Below are 18460 nucleotides of genomic sequence, written 5' to 3' on the forward strand. Positions count from 1 at the left end.
CACCACGGCTTGGGCCAGCGCTATTCGGCTGCCGCCTTCTGCGGCACCGGTTCTTCCTCGTCGTCGAACAGTGACGGCTGGTCGACCGCCTCGACCGGGCTCGGCTCGCCCCGGTGCCCCGCCCATACGCTGACGAGCCAGCCGGAAAAATGCTCCATGTAGACGTAGATGACGGGCGTGACGAACAGCGTCAGTGCCTGCGAGGCGACCAGGCCGCCGACCACCGCCACACCGAGAGGCTGGCGCAGTTCCGCGCTCGCGCCAGTGCCGAGCGCGATCGGGATGGTACCCATCAGCGCGGCAAGCGTGGTCATCATTATCGGCCGGAAGCGCATCAGGCAGGCCCTGTGGATGGATTCGACAGGGGACATCCCCTCGCGCCTGAGTTCTAGCGCCACGTCGATCATCATGATGCCGTTCTTCTTGACGATTCCGATCAGCATCAGGATGCCGATCACCGCGATCACCGACAGATCCATCCCCGCCAGCCGCAGTGCCACCAGCGCACCGAGCACCGCCGACGGAAGCCCGGTCAGGATAGTGAGCGGATGGATGAAGCTCTCATAGAGCATGCCGAGAACGATATAGATGGTCAGGATCGCGCCGCCGATCAGCAGCCCCTGGTTGGAAAGCGAATCCTGGAAGGTCTTCGCCGTGCCCGAGAAAGTGGTCGAGATCGTCGGCGGCATGCCGATCTTTTCCTTCAGCGCATTGATGTGGCTCACGCTGTCGCCGAGGGCCACGCCCTGCGGCAGATTGTAGGAGATGGTCACAGCCGGAAGCTGGCCGAGCTGGTTGACGGTCAAAGCACCGGCGGTCCGATCGACGCGGGCGAAGGCTCCAAGCGGTACCAGACTGCCGCTGACCGTCCTTACTTTGATCGCCAGCATCCGTTCGGGCGACCACTCGATCTTCGGGTCGAGCTCCATGACCACTTTATAGCTGTCGGCCGAACCGAAGATGGTCGACACCTGCTGGGTGCCGAAACCGCCATAGAGGCTGGAGCGCAACGTGTCGGTATCGACGCCAAGCGTCGCTGCCTTGTCGCGGTCGATCACCAGCGTCGCCTGCAACGCGTTGTTCTGCAGATCATTCGTGACATCGGTGAAGGCGCCATGATCGGCAGCCATCGCGTCCGTCAACTTTTGCGCCCAGACGTTCGTCAGGCCGGTATCGAGGCCCTGCACGGCAAGCTGGTAGGCACTCGCCGAAGAGCGCGCGCCGAGCCGCAGATTCTGCACCGGTTGCATGTAGGTTTCGATGCCGGACACATTGGCAAGCTGGCGCCGCAGATCCGAAAGTACCTTGTCGATGTTCGGTCGCTGGTCCTTGTCTTTCAGCTGCACAAACAGCTGGCCCTGGTTGAGCGCATTGTTTCCACTGCCCGCCGACCAGCCGACATGCGCGACGTAAGGCGAATGGGTGAAGACATCCGCCACTTGCCCCTGAAGCTTCACCATGGCGTCAAACGAAATGTCCTGGCGCGCAATGGTCGTCACCGAGACCTGGCCGATATCCTCCTGCGGAAAGAAGCCCTTCGGCGATATCTGGATCAGCCACACGGACAGCCCGGCGGTCACGAGGAATACAAGGAAAACCAGGAAATTGTGGCGAAGGCAGAATGTCAGCAGCCTGTCATAGCCCCGCATGAAGACGTTTTGCCTATGGTGCTCGCCATGCGCCGCCTTCTGCTCGGCTTTCGATAGTGACAACAGCCGCGAGCACAGCATCGGCGTCAACGTCAGCGAGACGAACATCGACGCCAGGATGGCGACCGTCACCACCACCGCGAATTCGTTGAAGATGCGCCCGATCACGCCGCCCATCAAAAGCACCGGAATGAACACGGCGACCAGCGAGATCGAGATCGATATGATGGTGAAGCCGATTTCGCGGGCGCCCTTGAGCGACGCCTCGAGGGCCGAGAGCCCGTCCTCCTCCATATGGCGGAAAATATTTTCCAGCATGACGATGGCATCGTCGACGACAAGGCCCACCGCAAGCGTCAGCCCCATCAATGAGACGTTGTCGATGGAAAACCCGAACAGGTACATCACGCCCAGCGTGGCGATGAGCGAAATCGGTACCGCCACTGCCGGGATGACCGTCGCCGTCACCCGGCGCAGGAACAGGAAGATCACCATCACCACGAGCGCGATGGTGAGCAGCAGCGTGAACTGCACGTCGTCCACCGCCTCGCGGATCGACGTCGAGCGGTCGTTGAGCAACTGGATGCTCGCCGTCGCAGGCATCTGACCCTCGAAGGAAGGCAGCATCGCCTTGACGCGGTCGACGACATCGACGGTGTTGGCATCCGGCTGGCGCTGCACGGCCATGATGATGGCGCGGGTGCCGTCGTACCAGCTTGCCGTCGTCGTGGTCTCGACCGAATCGATGACGCGGGTCACCTCGCCGAGCCGCACCGGATGGCCGTTCTTGGTGGCGATGATGATGTTGGAGAACCCCGCCGCATTGGTGAGCTGCGTGTTCGCGGTGATTGTCAGCTGCTGTTTGTTGTTCTTGAGCACACCGAGCGGCGTGTTGCTGTTGGCCGAGGCAATGGCCGTTTGCAGCTGGTCGATCGAAATGCCGCGTGCGGCGAGCGCCGTCGGATCGATCTGGACGCGCACGGCATATTTCTGCTGGCCGTAGATCGAAACCTGCGCAACGCCGTCGATCGTCGACAGCGATGGCGAAATCACATTCTCGGCAAACGCATTGAGATCGGTCAGCGGAATGGTGTCGCTGACAAGCGACATCAGCAGGATCGGCGCGTCGGCTGGATTGACCTTGCGGTAGCTCGGCGGGCTGGTCATCTCCGGCGGCAATTGTCGCTGCGTGCGTGCGATCGCCGCCTGCACGTCGGCGGCGGCTGCATCGATGTCGCGGTTGAGCACGAACTGAATGGCGATCGAGGTCGAGCCGAGCGAGTTGGTCGTCGAGATCGAATCGATGCCTGCGATAGTGGAAAACTGCTTGATCAGAGGCGTTGCTACCGAGGTCGCCATGGTTTCCGGCGAGGCTCCAGGCAGCGAGGCCGAGACGTTGACAACCGGAAATTCCGCGCTTGGCAGCGCCGCGACCGGCAGGAATTTGTAAGCAAATAGCCCGCCCAGAATCAGGGCGAACGACATGAGCAGCGTGGCGACGGGCCTGCGGATGCAGAATTCGGAAATCATGGCTGCGTTCCGCCCGTACGGTCAGCCTCGGCGACCTTCGGAGCCGCCTGGTCGCCGGTGCCGGTCGAAGCCTTGCCTTCGCGCACCGCCGCACCGTTTTTCAGCTTGGTCTGACCCTCGACGACGACACGCTCACCGCTTTTCAAACCCTGACTAATCGCGGTGTTGGCGCCTTCTGTCAGCGCGACTTGCACGGGCCGCATTTCAACTGTGTTGTCCGGCTTGATCACATAGACGAACGGGCCCTTCTGGCTGGGCTGGACGGCGACCGTCGGAACGGACGTCATTTGCGGCATGATGCCGGCATCGAGCACGACATTGACATATTGGCCCGGCCACAGCGAAAGATCGGCGTTGGGCACGCTGGCCCGCGTTGCGATCGTGCCGGACGCCGTGTCTACGCTGGAATCGACGAAATCCAGCGTTCCCTTGCCGATCGGCTTCGGGTCGCCATCCTTGGTCAGCGTCACCGCACCTTGCTGCGCCGCCGCCAGCGCCTTGTGCAGCAAGGCAAGATCGCTTTCGGGGAGATTGAAGTTCACCTGCAGCGGGTCGACCTGCGTGATCGTCACCAGCGGAGTCGACGTGCTGCTGCCGTTGCTGGTGGTGACGAGGTCGCCGACCGCGACGCTGACCGCGCCAAGCCTGCCGGAGATCGGCGCCCTGATTGTGGCGAAGCCAAGCTGGATTTGGTCTGCATCGATCGTTGCCTTGTCGGCGTCGACGGTGGCCGCGGCGGATTTCTGCGCCGCGACAGCCTGATCGTAGGTCTGCTGTGTCCCGGCCTGCCTGGCGACGAGATTTTTGGCGCGCTGAAGATCGGCCGTCGCACTGGCAAGCAGTGCCTGGTCTTTCGCGAGCGTCGCCTGATCGCGTGCCAGTTGCGCCTTCAACGAGCGATCGTCCAGCGAGAACAGAAGGTCTCCGGCCTTCACCATCTGTCCGTCCTTGACCGCGATTGCGACGATCTGGCTCGAGACCCGTGCGTTGATGCTGACCACGGCAGGAGAGGACACGAAGCCGATGGCATAGCGCCGGACCGGGAAATCGGCCGTCGAAGCGGTGGCGGCAACCACCGAAGTCGAACGCGCGGCATTTGCCGCTGCAGCGGGTTTGTCCGCGGCCGCCGTCGTCTGCCTCGCCGACAGAATCTGCTGAAGACCGCTCCTTGCGCTGGGCGAAAGATAGAACCACGCCGCGGCAACGCAGGCTGCAGCGATCACCGCAAACACGATCTTTCCGCGCATCGACAAAAGGCCTCTCGATCCGACACGCCGCTATCCGGTGGCCGTAGTCTAGCTCAACTCGCAGCCGATTGCCGCGCTTTTGCCAGATAATAGAGGATGCCGAAGGCGAAAAAGGGCCAAAACCCGTCATTACGAAGATTTAATGTGCAGTGCACAATAAAACGGCAGCTAACGCAGCATCGGCCACAGTGTCGCCGCCAGCATCACGCCCATGGCGATGTTGAACCATTTGAGCCGCACCGCATCCGCCAGGAAACCGCGCAGCGCCATGCCGAAACCGGCCCAGGTCGAAATGCTCGGCAGCATGACGACGGCGAAAGCGGCTGCGATCAGCACCACCGACACAAACGGGCGTTCCGGGTTCGTATAGACGGCCATGGCTGTAATCGCCATCACCCAAGCCTTGGGATTGACCCACTGGAAAGCCGCAGCCTCCATGAAGCGCATCGGCTGGCCCTTCGCCTCGCCTTCGCCGCCGAGCGCGCGACACGGCGATCTTCCAGGCGAGATAAAGCAGATAGAGGCCGCCGGCGATCTTCAACCCGGTATGCAGCACCGGAAAGGCCGTCAACACGGCGCCAAGCCCGAGGCCTACGGCCAGCAACAGCACGAGGAAGCCGATGCCGATGCCCAGCATGTGCGGCACGGTCTTGACCAAGCCGAAATTCACGCCCGACGCCAGAAGCATGAAATTGTTCGGGCCCGGCGTGATCGAGGTCACGAAGGCGTAGACCAGCAGGGCAAGGAATGCATCCAGCGTCATAGCTTCCTCCCAATTAAGTCAACACTATTGTCCTTTTACGACCGTCGCGCAAAAGCCACTCCAGGGGCGCAGCCGGGCCAGGCGATCGCGTAGCGACGGAACAGACATGCGGCGCCAGAGCATCTTGCAGCCGAGTGGAATCACTTGGCACCGCAGAAACGCGGCTAAAACAACTGGATACTGGAAGCTACATCCCTTGCGGGCCGCGGTTCATCGCCGCCACTCCGGTACGGCAGATTTCAACTAGCCCGAGCGGTTTCATGATGGCGATGAACTGATCGAGCTTGGAGCCCTTGCCGGTGATCTCGAAGATGAAATGCTCGGTGTTGGCATCGATGACGCTGGCGCGGAATGCATCGGCGAGCCGGAGCGCCTCGACGCGGGCTTCGCCGGTGCCGGCGACCTTGACCAGCGCGAGTTCCCGCTCCAATGGCCGCTCCTGTCCGAATTCCTGCGACCGCACGGTGAGATCGACGACGCGGTGCACCGGCACGATGCGCTCGAGCTGGTGCTTGATCTGCTCCAGCACATGCGGGGTGCCGCGTGTCACGATGGTGATGCGCGACAGGTGCTTTTCGTGCTCGGTTTCCGAGACCGTCAGGCTCTCGATGTTGTAGCCACGTCCGGAAAACAGGCCGATGACCCGGGCAAGCACGCCCGGCTCGTTGTCGACCAGGACCGAAAGCGTGTGGTTCTCTGGTTTTTCCGTCTCCTTGGCGATGAAATAGGCGGAGCCGGTCGGTTGCAACTGTGCGTTCATGACATGAATCTCGATTTCAATCTTTTGCGCTAATCTGCTGTTTTCGCACAGCTTCCTTGAACCAGGCTACACCAGTTCCCTGCCCTTGGCGTCGATAGCGTTGGCCACAGCTTCGTCCGTCGCCTCGTCAGGCAACAGCATCTCGTTATGCGCCTTGCCGGACGGGATCATCGGGAAGCAGTTGGCGAGCGTCGCCACGCGGCAGTCGAACAGGACGGGCTTCTTGACCCCGATCATCTCCTTGATGGCGTCATCGAGCTCGTCCGGTTTGTCGCAGCGAATGCCGTGGCCGCCATAGGCTTCGGCGAGCTTGACGAAATCCGGCATCGCCTCGGTGTAGGAGTGCGACAGCCGGTTGCCGTGCAGCAGCTGCTGCCACTGCCGCACCATGCCCATATACTGGTTGTTGAGGATGAAGATCTTGATCGGCGCCTCGTGCTGCACCGCCGCGCTCATCTCCTGCATCGTCATCTGCACCGAAGCGTCGCCGGCGATATCGATGACCAGCGCATCCGGGTGCGCGATCTGCACGCCGAGTGCCGCCGGCAGGCCGTAGCCCATCGTGCCCAGCCCACCAGAGGTCATCCAGCGGTTCGGCTTCTCGAAGTGGTAGTGCTGCGCCGCCCACATCTGATGCTGGCCGACCTCGGTGGTGATGTAGGTGTCGAGGTCCTTGGTCAGCGCATAGAGCCGCTGGACGGCATATTGAGGCATGATCACCTCGTGGTTCATCTTGTAGGCGAGCGAATCGCGGGCGCGCCATTTGGCAATCTGCTCCCACCATGGGTGAAGCGCCTTCTTGTCGGCCTTGGCGGTTGCCCGCCACAGCCGCACCAGATCCTCCAGCACACGCCCGACATCGCCGATGATCGGCACGTCGGTGTGGACGTTCTTGTTGATCGACGATGGGTCGATGTCGATGTGGATCTTCTTCGAATTCGGCGAAAACGCTGTCAGCCGCCCGGTGATGCGGTCGTCGAAGCGCGCGCCGATGCAGAGCATGACGTCACAATCGTGCATCGCCATGTTCGCTTCATAGGTGCCGTGCATGCCGAGCATGCCCATCCAGTTCTTGCCCGACGCGGGATAGGCGCCAAGGCCCATCAGCGTCGAGGTGATCGGAAAGCCGGTGAGGTCGACCAGCTCGCGCAGCAGATGGCTCGCCTCCGGGCCGGAATTGATGACGCCGCCGCCCGAATAGATGATCGGCTTCCTGGCGCCGGCCATCAGCTCGACCGCCGCCTTGATCTTTTCCAGATCGCCCTGGACCTTCGGTTGGTAGCTGGTGCGCGGCGCCGTCTGCGGCGGGACATAGATGCCCTTGGCGAACTGCACGTCCTTCGGGATGTCGACGACGACCGGACCGGGGCGCCCTGTGGTTGCCACATGGAAGGCCTCGTGGATCGTTGCCGCGAGCTCGTTGACGTCCTTCACCAGCCAGTTGTGCTTGGTGCAGGGCCGCGTGATGCCGACCGTGTCGCACTCCTGGAACGCATCCGAGCCGATCAGCGAAGTCGGCACCTGGCCGGTCAGGCAGACCAGCGGGATCGAATCCATCAGCGCGTCCTGCAATGGCGTCACCGCATTGGTGGCGCCCGGCCCTGAGGTCACCAGCATGACGCCGGCCTTGCCGGTCGAGCGCGCATAGCCTTCCGCCGCATGGCCGGCGCCCTGCTCGTGGCGGACGAGGATGTGCTCGACCTCGTCCTGCTGGAAGATTTCATCGTAGATTGGCAGAACCGCGCCGCCCGGATAGCCGAAAACATGCTTGACGCCATTGTCCTTCAGCGCCTGCACCACCATTTCGGCGCCTGTCATTTCGCGCCGCTCATTCTGTCCACTGCTCATCGGTCTGGTCCCGTACTGTTCGCCATCGGGCGATTGCTGGTCGTTTAGTCGTGTTTCGGGCAATAAAAAAGGCCCCCGAGGGAGCCTGTGTCTTGCGCATGGGAGGTCATCGCCTGGCGGTTACACCGCCTTGCCCACGCGCTTTCCTACGAGAATGAGTGCCTTTTTCATGGTCGCGGACAATAGAATTGGTTTGACGCCGCTGTCAACGGCGAATGTGCACTTGGCCTGACGTCGGCACATCCGCCCATTGTGCACCCGCGCGGCCTTTCCGCCGCGCGGGTCTTCCGTTTCAGGCCCAGAGCACCACACCCCTCGCCTTGGCCCAGCGCTCGATGATCTTGCGCTCTTCGAGCGAGGCGAGACGATTGCCGAAACCGCGCACCAGCACCGCACGGTTTTGCGGGTCGAGTTCGATCGTCAGCAACCGCTCGATCTTGCCGAGCGCCGAGCGCCGCAGCACCCAGATCGAGGCATTGCCGGCGATGCATTTGGCCGCGTATATCGAGACGCAATGATGCATCGCCCGACTCTCGGCGACCAGATCCTCGGCCGTCTTCAACTGACGGACGAAGAAGCGCTCGCCATGCGCCTTTGCCTCCTTGGTCGACGGCTGCCAGTCCCAGTCGTCGAGGCGCGAGCCGTGCCAGGCGCGACCCTGCGACTGCGTCCCGGCAGTACGCGTGGCCCGCCCGGCAGCGCGGCGGCGCATTGCCTCGATGCGTTCGATCACGGCAATGTCGCGATGCCAGTCCAACATCTGCCGACGCAGCGAGGCGAGCGTGCGACCCTTCACGCTGTACGCCGCATAGCGCTGGTGCACGGCGCTGATATAGTCGCATAGATCGTCGATCTCCTCCTTCGACGCGGGCTGCCCGCAGAAGAACCGTGTCACCTCGCGCCAGAAGGCCAGATCGTTACGTGGCGTGCGCGCGATTTTCGACTTGGCAAGTCGGGCCGCCAACCCGGAATCATCCGTGTAGGACCGGGCGATTGCCACCCAAAATGCCTCGTCGAACGTGAAATCGCCGGGCAAGTTCAAGAAGCAATGCACCTCCTTGCGAGACAGCCACGCACAGGCGCCCGCCTTGTAAAGCGAGTCACCACGCGCCACTGCGATATACCAAGCCTTGCGAAGCGCAATCTCGCCGGCATTCAACCCCGAGCTGTCCAGCCAGATCCCCTCGAGCGCGGCTGTAACCGGGTAGCGCGCATAGAGATGACGCGCCGCGGCCAGCCGCAGCCGCGCGGGGTCGCGCGTCTTCAGCTTTGGACGCCACAGCGCGCCGTCGCGGATCGCCATGCCGGCAAAGCCCCGACGTGCCTCGTCGAGCGCCCGCTCGAAATCCGGAGCGGGACGCGGGACGGGAAAAACCCGCCGCAGCGTTACGGCATATGCTTCAATGCGTTCGCGCTCGGCGTCCTGCCTGCGCTGGATCATGGACTTTGCCATGGCCGTTCATCCTGATTGGAACCCTGTCAGCCGCACGCAATTCCAGCGTCGGCACGGAATGTGTCGATCTGGATCGCCGGGTCATTGACAGGTCTCCTTTCAGGACGACGGATCAGAATGGGCGGCTTCTCTAAGCTCGCCGCCAATTTGACGCAAGAGCTATTCTTTCCACGCCCGCGATCGTTTGACGGGTGTTGCAAAGGTGCATCGTTGTCGCCATCACGGTGTCCGGCCGATGCGTTTCCAGTAGATGAGGGTGCCTGTCAGCCCGCCATGCGGCTTCAGCGCATAATCCGGTATTTCGCCGGCCAGCGTGAAGCCGAGCTTTTCATAGAGGCCGGAAGCCCCCTCCTCTTTTGCAGTATCCAGGACCAACAGCGTGCGGCCTTTCTCCACGGCAACAGCTTCCGCCGCCTCCATCATGCGGGTTGCGATGCCCTTGCCGCGATAATCGAGGCGGGTCATCAGCTTGGCGATCTCGGCCCGGTGCGGCTGGTTGGGAGGGCAGTCGAGCAGCAAGGTGACGGTGCCGACCAGAGCCTCGCGGTTCCAGGCAGCCAGCACCACCCTTTCGCCTCTGGCGGCCGCCTGAAGCGACTTGTTCCAGAAGGCTGCGGCTATCTCCGTCGCCAGCGGGTGCATGAAGCTGACCGAGCCGCCGGCGGCAACCGTCCCGATCAGCAAATCGACCAGCATTTTTTGCGTTCCGTCAGTATTGCTGATCAGGTTGATTTCTACTGAATCCATTTGGTCTCCTCTGTCGCAACGACGGTGAATCGAGCGGCAGCATGATCTGCACCGTCAGTCGAAATGACTGAATCGCTTCCGCTTCCTGGCCCGGCGGATTTCCGCGATACGCTCGGCGTCTTCCTCTTGCAGATGTCGCCCGCGTTCCAGCAGTTCGAGCGTGTATTCCTCATAGGTCAGGCCCAGCCGCTCGGCTTTGTCCAGCCGCATCAGCATGATCTCGCGGCTCGGCACTTTCCATGCCTGGGCATGGGCGGTCCGCCAGGCAAGAAAGACATAGGGGTCGCCCTTGCCCCAGGGCGGACCGTCATAGTCGTCGAGCGGCGGACCACCATTGTCGGAGCGTTTCGGACGGCGCGCCTTCACCTCAGCTCCTGGCCAACGCAACCAGATAGTCGGCGGCGTCCGGCCCCGGAGCGTGAAAGACGCAATCGGATGGCGCGCCGAGCGCCAGGCAGTCGCCGGGTTCGAGCCTGTGAACGATGTCGCCCTCGGTGAATTCCAGCCGCCCGGAGATCAGCCATATCTGTTGCCTGATGAAGGCATAGGACGCCGCCGGGAAACTTACCTTGGCGCCCGCCGGCAACTGGATCCGGATCAGTTCGAGCGGCATGTCGGAGACCGGCGAAAGGTGCCGCCGCACATAGCCCGTAGCCGGATCGCGCCAGACCGGCTGGTCACGTTCGCGAAGCAGGCCACCGCCTTGCAATTCCGCCCTTGCTATCAAAGTGGAAAGCGTCATGCCGAAGGCGGCCGCAATGCGTACAAGAAGTGCCGCCGTCGGGCTCGTCATGCCGCGCTCTATCGTGCTCAGCATGGCTTTCGAGACATCGGACCGCTCCGCCAATTCAGCCAGGGACCAGCTGCGAGCCACCCTTTCGGCATGTATTCTTCTGCCGATGGTCGAGGAAATATCGTTCGCTATATCATCCATTAATCCAATATATCGAAATTTTTCTACGGAGCAACGGCCGTTTCGTCCAGTTTTCGCAAACTCCTTAATGTCCGCTAAACCATCCGGCCTCATCCCACCTTAACCCCGTTCGCCTAGGCTCATCGCTTGGGAAAAGGGGATCGGCCTGTCCATGCTCGTTGAACGCGAAGCCTCCATTGGAGAACCGACTTTGCTGGAGCGCCGCAGGGCGGAGCAGAACGACAAGCGGATTCTAGGCAATGTCGTGCAATGCGACGGCGCGCGCGCCACCATCAGCGCCTATGCCGACGATATCGAAGGCACGGTCACCGGCCTGTGGAGCGTCGGCAAGATGATCTCGATCAATCTCGGCACATCACGAACCGTCGGCCTGGTCTACGAAATCGGCAAGTTGGATCGTGCCTGGAGCAGCGAGGGCCAGAATCCGATCGAGGTCAGCATCGAATTGATCGGCGAGGTGCGCGACGGTGCCGAACCCGGCGCGAAGCCGGTCTTTGACCGTGGCATCACGACCTATCCGCATATCGGCGCCATTGCCCATCGTATCCGCAGCCGCGACCTGCAGGCCGTCTACGATCTCGCCGGGCGTCATTCGATCACCATCGGCACGCTGTCGCAGGACGAGGCCATCGACGCCAATATCGCCATCGACGATACGCTGGCGCGGCATTTCGCCATTGTCGGCACCACCGGGGTCGGCAAATCGACTGCCGTGTCGCTGCTCTTGCGCAAGTCGATCGCCGCCCGGCCCGACCTGCGCGTGCTCATCCTCGATCCACACAACGAGTTCGCCGCGTCGTTGCCCGAATATTGCGTCAGAGTCGATTCGACGACTCTCGACCTGCCCTTCTGGATGTTCAAGCTCGAGGAATTTGCCGAGGTGCTGTTTCGCGGCCGCGAGACGGTCCCGGAAGAGGTCGACGCCTTGCGCGATCTCATTCCCGCGGCCAAGAACCTCTACCGCAATCCGAACTCCGGCAACTACCTACGGCGCAGCACCGACGCGCTGACCGCCGACGCGCCGGTGCCCTATCGCATTGCCGACCTCATCAAGCTGGTCGACGAGCGCATGGGATTGCTGGAAAGCAAGAACGATCGCCCGACCCTCAGGTCACTGAAGACACGTATCGAATCGGCGGCATCCGATCCGCGCTACCGTTTCATGTTCAACTCGCGCCTGATCGAGGACACCATCCACGAGACGATCGGCAACATTTTCCGTGTGCCGCATCACGGCCGCCCGGTGACCTGCTTCGAAATGGCCGGTATGCCGTCCGAGGTGGTCAACTCCGTGTGCTCGGTGCTGGCGCGGCTGGCCTTCGACCTGGCGTTGTGGAGCGAAGGCCGCTTGCGGCTGCTCTTCCTATGTGAGGAAGCACATCGCTATATGCCGGCCGATCCGCGCCTCGGTTTCGCGCCGACGCGGCACGCGCTGTCGCGCATCGCCAAGGAAGGCCGTAAATATGGCTGTTATCTCGGCGTCGTCACCCAGCGCCCGGGCGAACTCGATCCGACCATCCTGTCGCAGTGCTCGACATTCTTTGCCATGCGACTCGCCAATGAGCAGGACCAGGCGATCATCCGCTCGGCGATCGCCGATTCCTCGGCTTCGACGCTGGCGTTCCTGTCTTCCATGGGCCAGCGCGAGGCCATCGCCTTCGGGGAAGGCGTGGCGACGACGATGCGGATGAAGTTCGAAAAACTCTCCGAGGATTTGATCCCCGGCACCGCCAAACGCGAGAATGCCTTGCCGTCCGAAACCGGCGACGAGGTCGACCTCGTGGCGATCGTCGAACGGCTGCGCAACGTGCCTAAATCACAGCAGGCAATGCCTTTCGCGGAAGTCGTCGATCCGGGCCGGCAGGCCGGCGATTCGGACTATCGCAAGCCGTCGGCCGCACGCACCCAGCGGAACGACGATTTCGACTTACGCTACGGCCTCAAGCCGGCGACCTTCGGGCTACGCCCGCAAAACGAATAAGTCGGGCGACTTTAGGCAGACCTCATCGGTGCGGCCGCAGGTATCAAAGCTGAGCTTCGATGGCTGCCTTGTCTATGACTGACCACACCCGGCGAATTTTCTCTCGCTCAAACTCATAGAATACGTTCTCGGCAAACGAAATTCTCTTCCCGCTCACATGGAGGCCAAGGAACGTTCCCCTTGGCGCGCAGTCGAAGCTTAGCCGGCTCGCTACATAAGGTGGATCGGCAACCAATAGCTGAATGTCGAAGTAAAGGTCCGGAATTTCGTCGAAGTCTCTCTCCAACATTTCGAGATAGCCGGACAATCCGAGTTTGCGACCGTTGTGGGTCACTTCATCATGGACAAATCGCCCCAGATTTGGCCAATCCTGCTTGTTCAGGCATGCAATATAGCCCCGGTAAAGATCGGAGAGGTCGGATTTAGTCACGGCAGCACCTCTAGTTCCGGCAAGCCCCGCAAAGGCAGCATCTCAGCTTGACTGGGTGACGTCGGTCTGCGTGCGCCGGAAACGCAGAAAACGATACCAGACGGCCAGCATCACGAATTCAATGACGGAATTTCAGGCGCAGACGCGGTTGCGCCCTTGCCTCTTCGCCTCATAGAGCTGGCGGTCGGCGCGGCGATAGAACTCCTCGGCGGTTTCCTTGCGATCCCAGACGGCAAGCCCGACGCTGGTGGTGATTTTCAGTCGGACATTGCCTGTCAGCACCGACATGTTGGCGATCGCCTTGCGGATGCGCTCGGCGAATTTGGACAGCAGCTCGGCGTCCATATTGGGCGTGACCACCGCGAACTCCTCGCCGCCCAGGCGCGCCACCACGTCGTGATAGCGTGTCATGTCCTTGAGACAGTTGGCGACGGCCCGCAACACTTCGTCGCCGACATCGTGGCCGTGGCTGTCGTTGACCTGCTTGAAATGGTCGAGGTCGAGGATCATCAGCCCTACTGGTTTCTCGATGCGACGGAACTCTTCGAGATATTCCTTCAGCGCATCGTCGAAGTAGCGCCGGTTCTGCATGCCGGTGAGGCTGTCGGTGAGCGCCGCATGCTCCAGCGTCTCCGAACGCGCGCTGAGCGAAACGGTCATGGCGCGCAGCTTGCCTTCTTCCGTCGCCTGCTTTCGGATCAGCGGGTAGATGAAGAAAATACCGAAGAACAGGGCAGTCGCCAGCAGCACACCGGTCGCAAACAGCAGCTTGTTGAGATAGACGATTTCATCGAGTTCCGAAGGCGTATTGCTAATGTCGGCGGCCAGGGTTTGCAGGAGCCCATAGGCGTAAAGCGTCACCAGGCCGGCGGCCAGGATCACAAAAATAAAGACGAAAAAGGCTGATTCCGCCTTGTGGAAACGCATCTGCTCCCCGTTGGAAAGTTCCTATCGATCTTATGGCATGCGGGAACTTACGGACAGTTAACCGGACAACTTCAACGCGAAATGTCCCCTCGGTGTCGACTTTTCAGGTTGCGCTCGAAGGAGGGGGTGAGAGCATCGAGTCGATCCCCTCACCAGGACGCAATCTCTGCCATTCCGGGCCCAATTGGTGCCTGAACCAGGTCGCCTGCCGTTTGGCATATTGCCGCGTCGCGATTTTCGCGCGCTCGATGGCCTCGGGAAAACTGATGGCGCCGGCCAACGCGGCCTGAAGCTCGCGAACACCGATTGCTTTCATCGCCGGCAGGTCGAGATCGAGGCCGAGCGCTGAAAGCTGTTTCACCTCGTCCAGTGCCCCCTTGTCCAGCATGCGGTCGAAGCGGGCATCGATCCGCTCCACCAGCGCCGCTCGCTCCGGCTCGATGACGAAAAAGCGCGCGCTGCTCCTGTCGATCAACGGCTGGCCACGCGCGGCCTGCCAGTCCACGATGGAACGGCCCGACGCGTCGAGCACCTCCAGCGCCCGCACGATGCGCTGGCCATCCGTAGGCCTTAGCATCATGCCGGCCGCAGAATCCTCGCGCAACAGGATGCGGTGCAATCTCACTGCGCCCTGTTCCTGGAGCTCGTAGCGCCAGCGATCACGGATCGATTTCGGAATGTCGGGCATCTCCGAGATACCTTCCGTGAGCGCCCGGAAATAAAGCCCGGTGCCGCCGACGAAAATCACTTGCCGCCCCGAGAGCGTGTCGTCGTCGATCAGCTTCGTGACATCACGCAACCAGGCGCCGGTGGAATAGGCGGTGGACGGATCGACGTGTCCATAAAGGAAGTGGGGGACGCGGGCGAATTCGGCAGAACCAGGCCGTGCCGTCAGCAAGTCGAGCACCGAATAGCCTTGCATTGAATCGGTGTTGACGATGACACCGCCATTGCGCTCGGCGAGGTCGAGTGCGAGCGCCGACTTGCCGCTGGCGGTCGGCCCGGCTATCAGGATCGCGTTCTTCACGCGGCCTTCGCCCGCCTGTCCGCTGGAATTTTCGATGCCGCTGATCGCCACGCTTCTATCCCATCCCGCCGGCCGCGCATTGACGTCGACGCTAGCGAATATGGCCTCGCGGTCCGTCGGCGCAAGCGCTGTTCGCTGGCTGGCCGAAGGCATCGCCTGCGAACTCGACTTGCCGGAGACCGCCGACGCTTCCGAAATAACGGCGAGCCTGCAGGCCGCGCTTGCTTCCGAACCGATCGACGTGGCCGTCCAGCCGGCTGAGAACAGGCGCAAGAAGATCCTGATCGCCGACATGGATTCGACGATGATCGACCAGGAATGCATCGACGAGCTTGCCGACGAGATCGGCGTCAAGGATCGCGTCGCCGCCATCACGACGCGATCGATGAACGGCGAGATCGCATTCGAGCCGGCCTTGCGCGAGCGCGTGGCGCTGCTCAAGGGTCTCGATGCCGCAATCATCGACCGCATCATCGACAATCGCCTGACGCTAGCCTCCGGCGGCCGCACGCTCGTCCAGACAATGGCGGCCAATGGCGCCTGGACGGCTCTGATCTCCGGTGGTTTCGACATCTTCACCACCCGCATCGCAGCATTGCTCGGTTTTCACGAAAATCGCGCCAACCGGCTGATCGAGCAGGATCGCCGCTTCACCGGCTTGGTCGCCGAGCCGATCCTCGGCCGCGCCGCCAAGGCCGAAGCCCTTATCGAGATTTCCGCCCGCCTCGGCCTGACGCCTGCCGATGCCATTGCCGTCGGTGACGGCGCCAACGATCTCGACATGATCCGTCTTGCCGGCATCGGCGTCGCCTTGCACGCCAAGCCGGCCGTGGCGGCTGAGGCAAAGATCCGTATCGACCACGGCGACCTCACCGCCTTGCTTTATCTGCAGGGTTATCGCTGGGAAGAATTTGTCGAATGACGCCGATCCGCACCGAGCGCCTGATCCTGCGCAACTGGGAAGATCGTGACCGCGAGCTCTTCCATCGCATCAATTCCGACGAGCGCGTCATGGAATTCTTTCCGTTTCGCCGCGACCGCGCCCAGGCTGACGCTAAGATGGGGGAGTTGCGCGCGGCTATCGATCGCACCGACTTCGGCTTCGCGGCCGCTGAGATCGCAGCCACAGGTGAATGCATCGGCTTCGTCGGCATAACCGGAACCGATCATTTGCCATTCCTGCCGCCCGGCACGATCGAGATTGGCTGGCGGTTGGCACCAGAATTCTGGGGCCGCGGCTATGTCACCGAAGCAGCCGAAGCCTGGCTCACCTATGGCTTTGAAAGACTTGGCCTCGACGAAATCGTGTCCTTCGCAGTCAAGGATAACAGCCGGTCCACTGCCGTCATGGAGCGCCTGGGCATGACCGCCGACCCGGCCTCCGATTTCGACCATCCCGGCGTTCCGGACAGCCACACGGCACTCAGGCGACATGTCTTCTACAGGCTGTCACGCACAGACTGGCAAGCAAGAAAAAAGGCGGCCCGCTAGCCGCCCTTTTTCTTTTCAAGATCAGAGTGTTGCAGGCTCTTCCGGACTCAATCCATCCGGATTGTCACAAACCTCAGCTCGCCGGTCTTCGACGCCAGCATCAAAAGCGCGTTCTTGCGCCCTTGCTCCTTCAGCGCGCCGATCCGGTCCATGACGTCCTTGGGCGTCGCGACCGATTCCTGCGCGATCTCGGTGATCACCTCGCCCGGCTGGATGCCGCGTTCGGCCGCCGCCGAATCCTTTGAGACGTCGGTCACGACGACGCCGGAGACATCGGCGGCGATGCCGAATTTCGTGCGCGTTTCGTCGTTGAGCTCGCCGATCGTCATGCCAAGCACGGCAGCCGTCGAAACGGCAGGTGCCTTGTCGGCATCGTCCTGGTCGGTATTGCCGTTTTCACCGCCGCTGGCAAGCTTTTCGCCGTCCTCGAGCCGGCCGAGCGTCACCTTGACCGTCTGCTCGACCCCTTTGCGCACGATAATCACGTCGACCGCCTTGCCGACCGGGCTCTCCGCCACGACGCGTGGCAGGTCGCGCATCTCATGGATGTCCTTGCCGTCGAACTTGATGATCACGTCGCCGGCCTGGATTGTGCCGTTGTCGACCGGCCCGCCCTTGATGACGCCGGCAACCAGCGCGCCCTTGGCGGTCGCCATGCCCAGGCTTTCGGCAATGTCGTCGGTCACCGGCTGAATGCGCACACCGAGCCAGCCGCGCCGCGTCTCGCCGAACTGGCGAAGCTGGTCGACGACGCCCGATGCAAGCTGCGACGGGATCGAGAAGCCGATGCCGATCGAGCCGCCCGACGGCGAGATGATTGCCGTGTTGATGCCTATGACCTCGCCGCTGCTGTTGAACAGCGGTCCACCGGAATTGCCGCGGTTGATCGCGGCATCGGTCTGGATGAAGTCGTCATACGGGCCGGAATTGATGTCGCGATTGCGCGCCGAGACGATGCCGACCGTCACCGTGCCGCCGAGACCGAACGGATTGCCGATCGCCATCACCCAGTCGCCGACACGCATCGTGTTGGAATCGCCGAACTTCACCGCTGTCAGCTTGTGCCCTTTCGGATCGACCTTCAGCACCGCGACGTCGGTCTTGGTGTCGGTGCCGACCAGCGTCGCCTTGAGCGTCACCCCGTCGGAGAAATTCACCTCGATGTCGTCGGCATCGGCAATGACGTGGTTGTTGGTCACCACGATGCCCTGCTCGGCGTCGACCACAAAGCCGGAGCCCAGCGACTGCACCTTTTGCCCGCCGCCGCCCTTGTCGCCGCCACGGTTCTTGAAGAAATCGTCGAAGAAGTCCTGGAAGGGTGAGCCTTCTGGAAGCTGCGGCATCGGCACCGCGCCCGGCCCCTCAGTGCCCTTCACCGTCTGCGAAGTCGAGATGTTGACCACCGCGCCGAGCAGCCCGGCGGCGAGATCGGCAACCGAGGGCGGCCCGTCGGCTGCCACTGTCGGCGTCACGAAAGACGGAACGGCAACGGCGCCGACCAGAAGCGCAGCGGCCCCGGCAATGAACGTCCGCCTCGCTGCACGCAGAAGGGTGGTGGATGTCATCGAAAGGCCTCCGGGTGTTCTAAAAAAGCGCTTCGGCAAAAACGCCGCGTCGCGTCATGTTGGCAAGAAATAAGGCACGTTTGCGGCTACGGCTACCGCCAGAGGATA

The 18460-nt window shown here is 62.2% G+C and carries 15 protein-coding genes and 1 pseudogene; 3 read left to right on the plus strand and 13 right to left on the minus strand.

What is annotated here, in order from left to right; all coding sequences use genetic code 11:
• Positions 1 to 20 precede the first annotated feature (20 nt).
• The 9 genes and pseudogenes from NKI95_RS19770 to NKI95_RS19810 form a co-directional block, all read right to left on the minus strand.
• Positions 21 to 3179, minus strand: a complete 3159-nt coding sequence (locus NKI95_RS19770) for an efflux RND transporter permease subunit (RefSeq protein WP_352718964.1) — start codon at positions 3177 to 3179, stop codon at positions 21 to 23.
• The gene (locus NKI95_RS19775) at positions 3176 to 4426 is read right to left on the minus strand and encodes an efflux RND transporter periplasmic adaptor subunit (protein WP_352718965.1); all 1251 of its coding nucleotides are present in this window, start codon (positions 4424 to 4426) and stop codon (positions 3176 to 3178) included. Before NKI95_RS19775 ends, NKI95_RS19770 begins: the two co-directional genes overlap by 4 nt.
• A gap of 168 nt (positions 4427 to 4594) precedes the next feature.
• Positions 4595 to 5189: pseudogene (locus tag NKI95_RS19780) on the minus strand (LysE family translocator).
• A gap of 187 nt (positions 5190 to 5376) precedes the next feature.
• The gene (gene ilvN / locus NKI95_RS19785) at positions 5377 to 5949 is read right to left on the minus strand and encodes an acetolactate synthase small subunit (RefSeq protein ID WP_023676680.1); all 573 of its coding nucleotides are present in this window, start codon (positions 5947 to 5949) and stop codon (positions 5377 to 5379) included.
• 66 nt (positions 5950 to 6015) lie between these two features.
• Entirely contained in the window at positions 6016 to 7797 is a 1782-nt protein-coding gene (locus tag NKI95_RS19790) for an acetolactate synthase 3 large subunit (protein ID WP_352718966.1), read from the minus strand.
• Between the two features lie 292 nt (positions 7798 to 8089).
• Positions 8090 to 9250, minus strand: coding sequence for a PcfJ domain-containing protein (locus tag NKI95_RS19795; protein ID WP_352718967.1), 1161 nt, complete (start codon positions 9248 to 9250; stop codon positions 8090 to 8092).
• A 219-nt stretch (positions 9251 to 9469) separates the two neighbouring features.
• Complete coding sequence (locus NKI95_RS19800) at positions 9470 to 9997, minus strand: GNAT family N-acetyltransferase (protein WP_352718968.1); 528 nt, start codon at positions 9995 to 9997, stop codon at positions 9470 to 9472.
• Between the two features lie 54 nt (positions 9998 to 10051).
• On the minus strand, positions 10052 to 10363 hold the full coding sequence (locus NKI95_RS19805) for a hypothetical protein (protein ID WP_352718969.1): 312 nt from the start codon (positions 10361 to 10363) through the stop codon (positions 10052 to 10054).
• Position 10364: 1 nt separating this feature from the next.
• Positions 10365 to 10931: a helix-turn-helix domain-containing protein gene (locus NKI95_RS19810; protein WP_352718970.1), complete on the minus strand. Its 567-nt coding sequence runs from the start codon at positions 10929 to 10931 to the stop codon at positions 10365 to 10367.
• Between the two features lie 151 nt (positions 10932 to 11082).
• On the opposite strand from NKI95_RS19810, the gene NKI95_RS19815 reads away from it, so the two are divergent.
• Positions 11083 to 12912, plus strand: a complete 1830-nt coding sequence (locus NKI95_RS19815) for an ATP-binding protein (RefSeq protein ID WP_352718971.1) — start codon at positions 11083 to 11085, stop codon at positions 12910 to 12912.
• 43 nt (positions 12913 to 12955) lie between these two features.
• On the opposite strand, the gene NKI95_RS19820 is transcribed toward NKI95_RS19815, so the two are convergent.
• From NKI95_RS19820 to miaA, 3 genes are all read right to left on the minus strand, one after another.
• Positions 12956 to 13342: an ester cyclase gene (locus NKI95_RS19820; RefSeq protein WP_352718972.1), complete on the minus strand. Its 387-nt coding sequence runs from the start codon at positions 13340 to 13342 to the stop codon at positions 12956 to 12958.
• Positions 13343 to 13474: 132 nt separating this feature from the next.
• Positions 13475 to 14269: a GGDEF domain-containing protein gene (locus tag NKI95_RS19825; RefSeq protein WP_023676688.1), complete on the minus strand. Its 795-nt coding sequence runs from the start codon at positions 14267 to 14269 to the stop codon at positions 13475 to 13477.
• A 103-nt stretch (positions 14270 to 14372) separates the two neighbouring features.
• On the minus strand, positions 14373 to 15341 hold the full coding sequence (gene miaA / locus NKI95_RS19830; protein ID WP_352719024.1) for a tRNA (adenosine(37)-N6)-dimethylallyltransferase MiaA: 969 nt from the start codon (positions 15339 to 15341) through the stop codon (positions 14373 to 14375).
• Here miaA and serB point away from each other — a divergent pair.
• Positions 15331 to 16218 carry a phosphoserine phosphatase SerB gene (gene serB / locus NKI95_RS19835; RefSeq protein WP_352718973.1) on the plus strand — a complete coding sequence of 296 codons (888 nt, stop codon included), beginning with the start codon at positions 15331 to 15333 and terminating at the stop codon, positions 16216 to 16218. The genes miaA and serB overlap by 11 nt on opposite strands.
• Positions 16215 to 16787: a GNAT family N-acetyltransferase gene (locus NKI95_RS19840; RefSeq protein WP_352718974.1), complete on the plus strand. Its 573-nt coding sequence runs from the start codon at positions 16215 to 16217 to the stop codon at positions 16785 to 16787. The genes serB and NKI95_RS19840 overlap by 4 nt, the downstream gene beginning before the upstream one ends.
• 47 nt (positions 16788 to 16834) lie before the next feature.
• Here the strand turns inward: NKI95_RS19840 and NKI95_RS19845 are convergent, their stop codons facing one another.
• Entirely contained in the window at positions 16835 to 18352 is a 1518-nt protein-coding gene (locus NKI95_RS19845) for a DegQ family serine endoprotease (RefSeq protein WP_352718975.1), read from the minus strand.
• Positions 18353 to 18460 lie beyond the last annotated feature (108 nt).

This window comes from Mesorhizobium sp. M0306 (assembly GCF_040321655.1).
Taxonomy (GTDB): Bacteria; Pseudomonadota; Alphaproteobacteria; order Rhizobiales; family Rhizobiaceae; genus Mesorhizobium.

Excerpts from the sequence above, each read along its gene's own strand:
- NKI95_RS19770 (WP_352718964.1), bottom strand. The coding sequence starts at position 3,179 with ATGATTTCCGAATTCTGCATCCGCAGGCCCGTCGCCACGCTGCTCATG.
- NKI95_RS19775 (WP_352718965.1), bottom strand. The coding sequence starts at position 4,426 with ATGCGCGGAAAGATCGTGTTTGCGGTGATCGCTGCAGCCTGCGTTGCC.
- ilvN (WP_023676680.1), bottom strand. The coding sequence starts at position 5,949 with ATGAACGCACAGTTGCAACCGACCGGCTCCGCCTATTTCATCGCCAAG.
- NKI95_RS19790 (WP_352718966.1), bottom strand. The coding sequence starts at position 7,797 with ATGAGCAGTGGACAGAATGAGCGGCGCGAAATGACAGGCGCCGAAATG.
- NKI95_RS19795 (WP_352718967.1), bottom strand. The coding sequence starts at position 9,250 with ATGGCAAAGTCCATGATCCAGCGCAGGCAGGACGCCGAGCGCGAACGC.
- NKI95_RS19800 (WP_352718968.1), bottom strand. The coding sequence starts at position 9,997 with ATGGATTCAGTAGAAATCAACCTGATCAGCAATACTGACGGAACGCAA.
- NKI95_RS19810 (WP_352718970.1), bottom strand. The coding sequence starts at position 10,931 with ATGGATGATATAGCGAACGATATTTCCTCGACCATCGGCAGAAGAATA.
- NKI95_RS19815 (WP_352718971.1), top strand. The coding sequence starts at position 11,083 with ATGCTCGTTGAACGCGAAGCCTCCATTGGAGAACCGACTTTGCTGGAG.
- NKI95_RS19825 (WP_023676688.1), bottom strand. The coding sequence starts at position 14,269 with ATGCGTTTCCACAAGGCGGAATCAGCCTTTTTCGTCTTTATTTTTGTG.
- serB (WP_352718973.1), top strand. The coding sequence starts at position 15,331 with ATGCCGCTGATCGCCACGCTTCTATCCCATCCCGCCGGCCGCGCATTG.
- NKI95_RS19840 (WP_352718974.1), top strand. The coding sequence starts at position 16,215 with ATGACGCCGATCCGCACCGAGCGCCTGATCCTGCGCAACTGGGAAGAT.
- NKI95_RS19845 (WP_352718975.1), bottom strand. The coding sequence starts at position 18,352 with ATGACATCCACCACCCTTCTGCGTGCAGCGAGGCGGACGTTCATTGCC.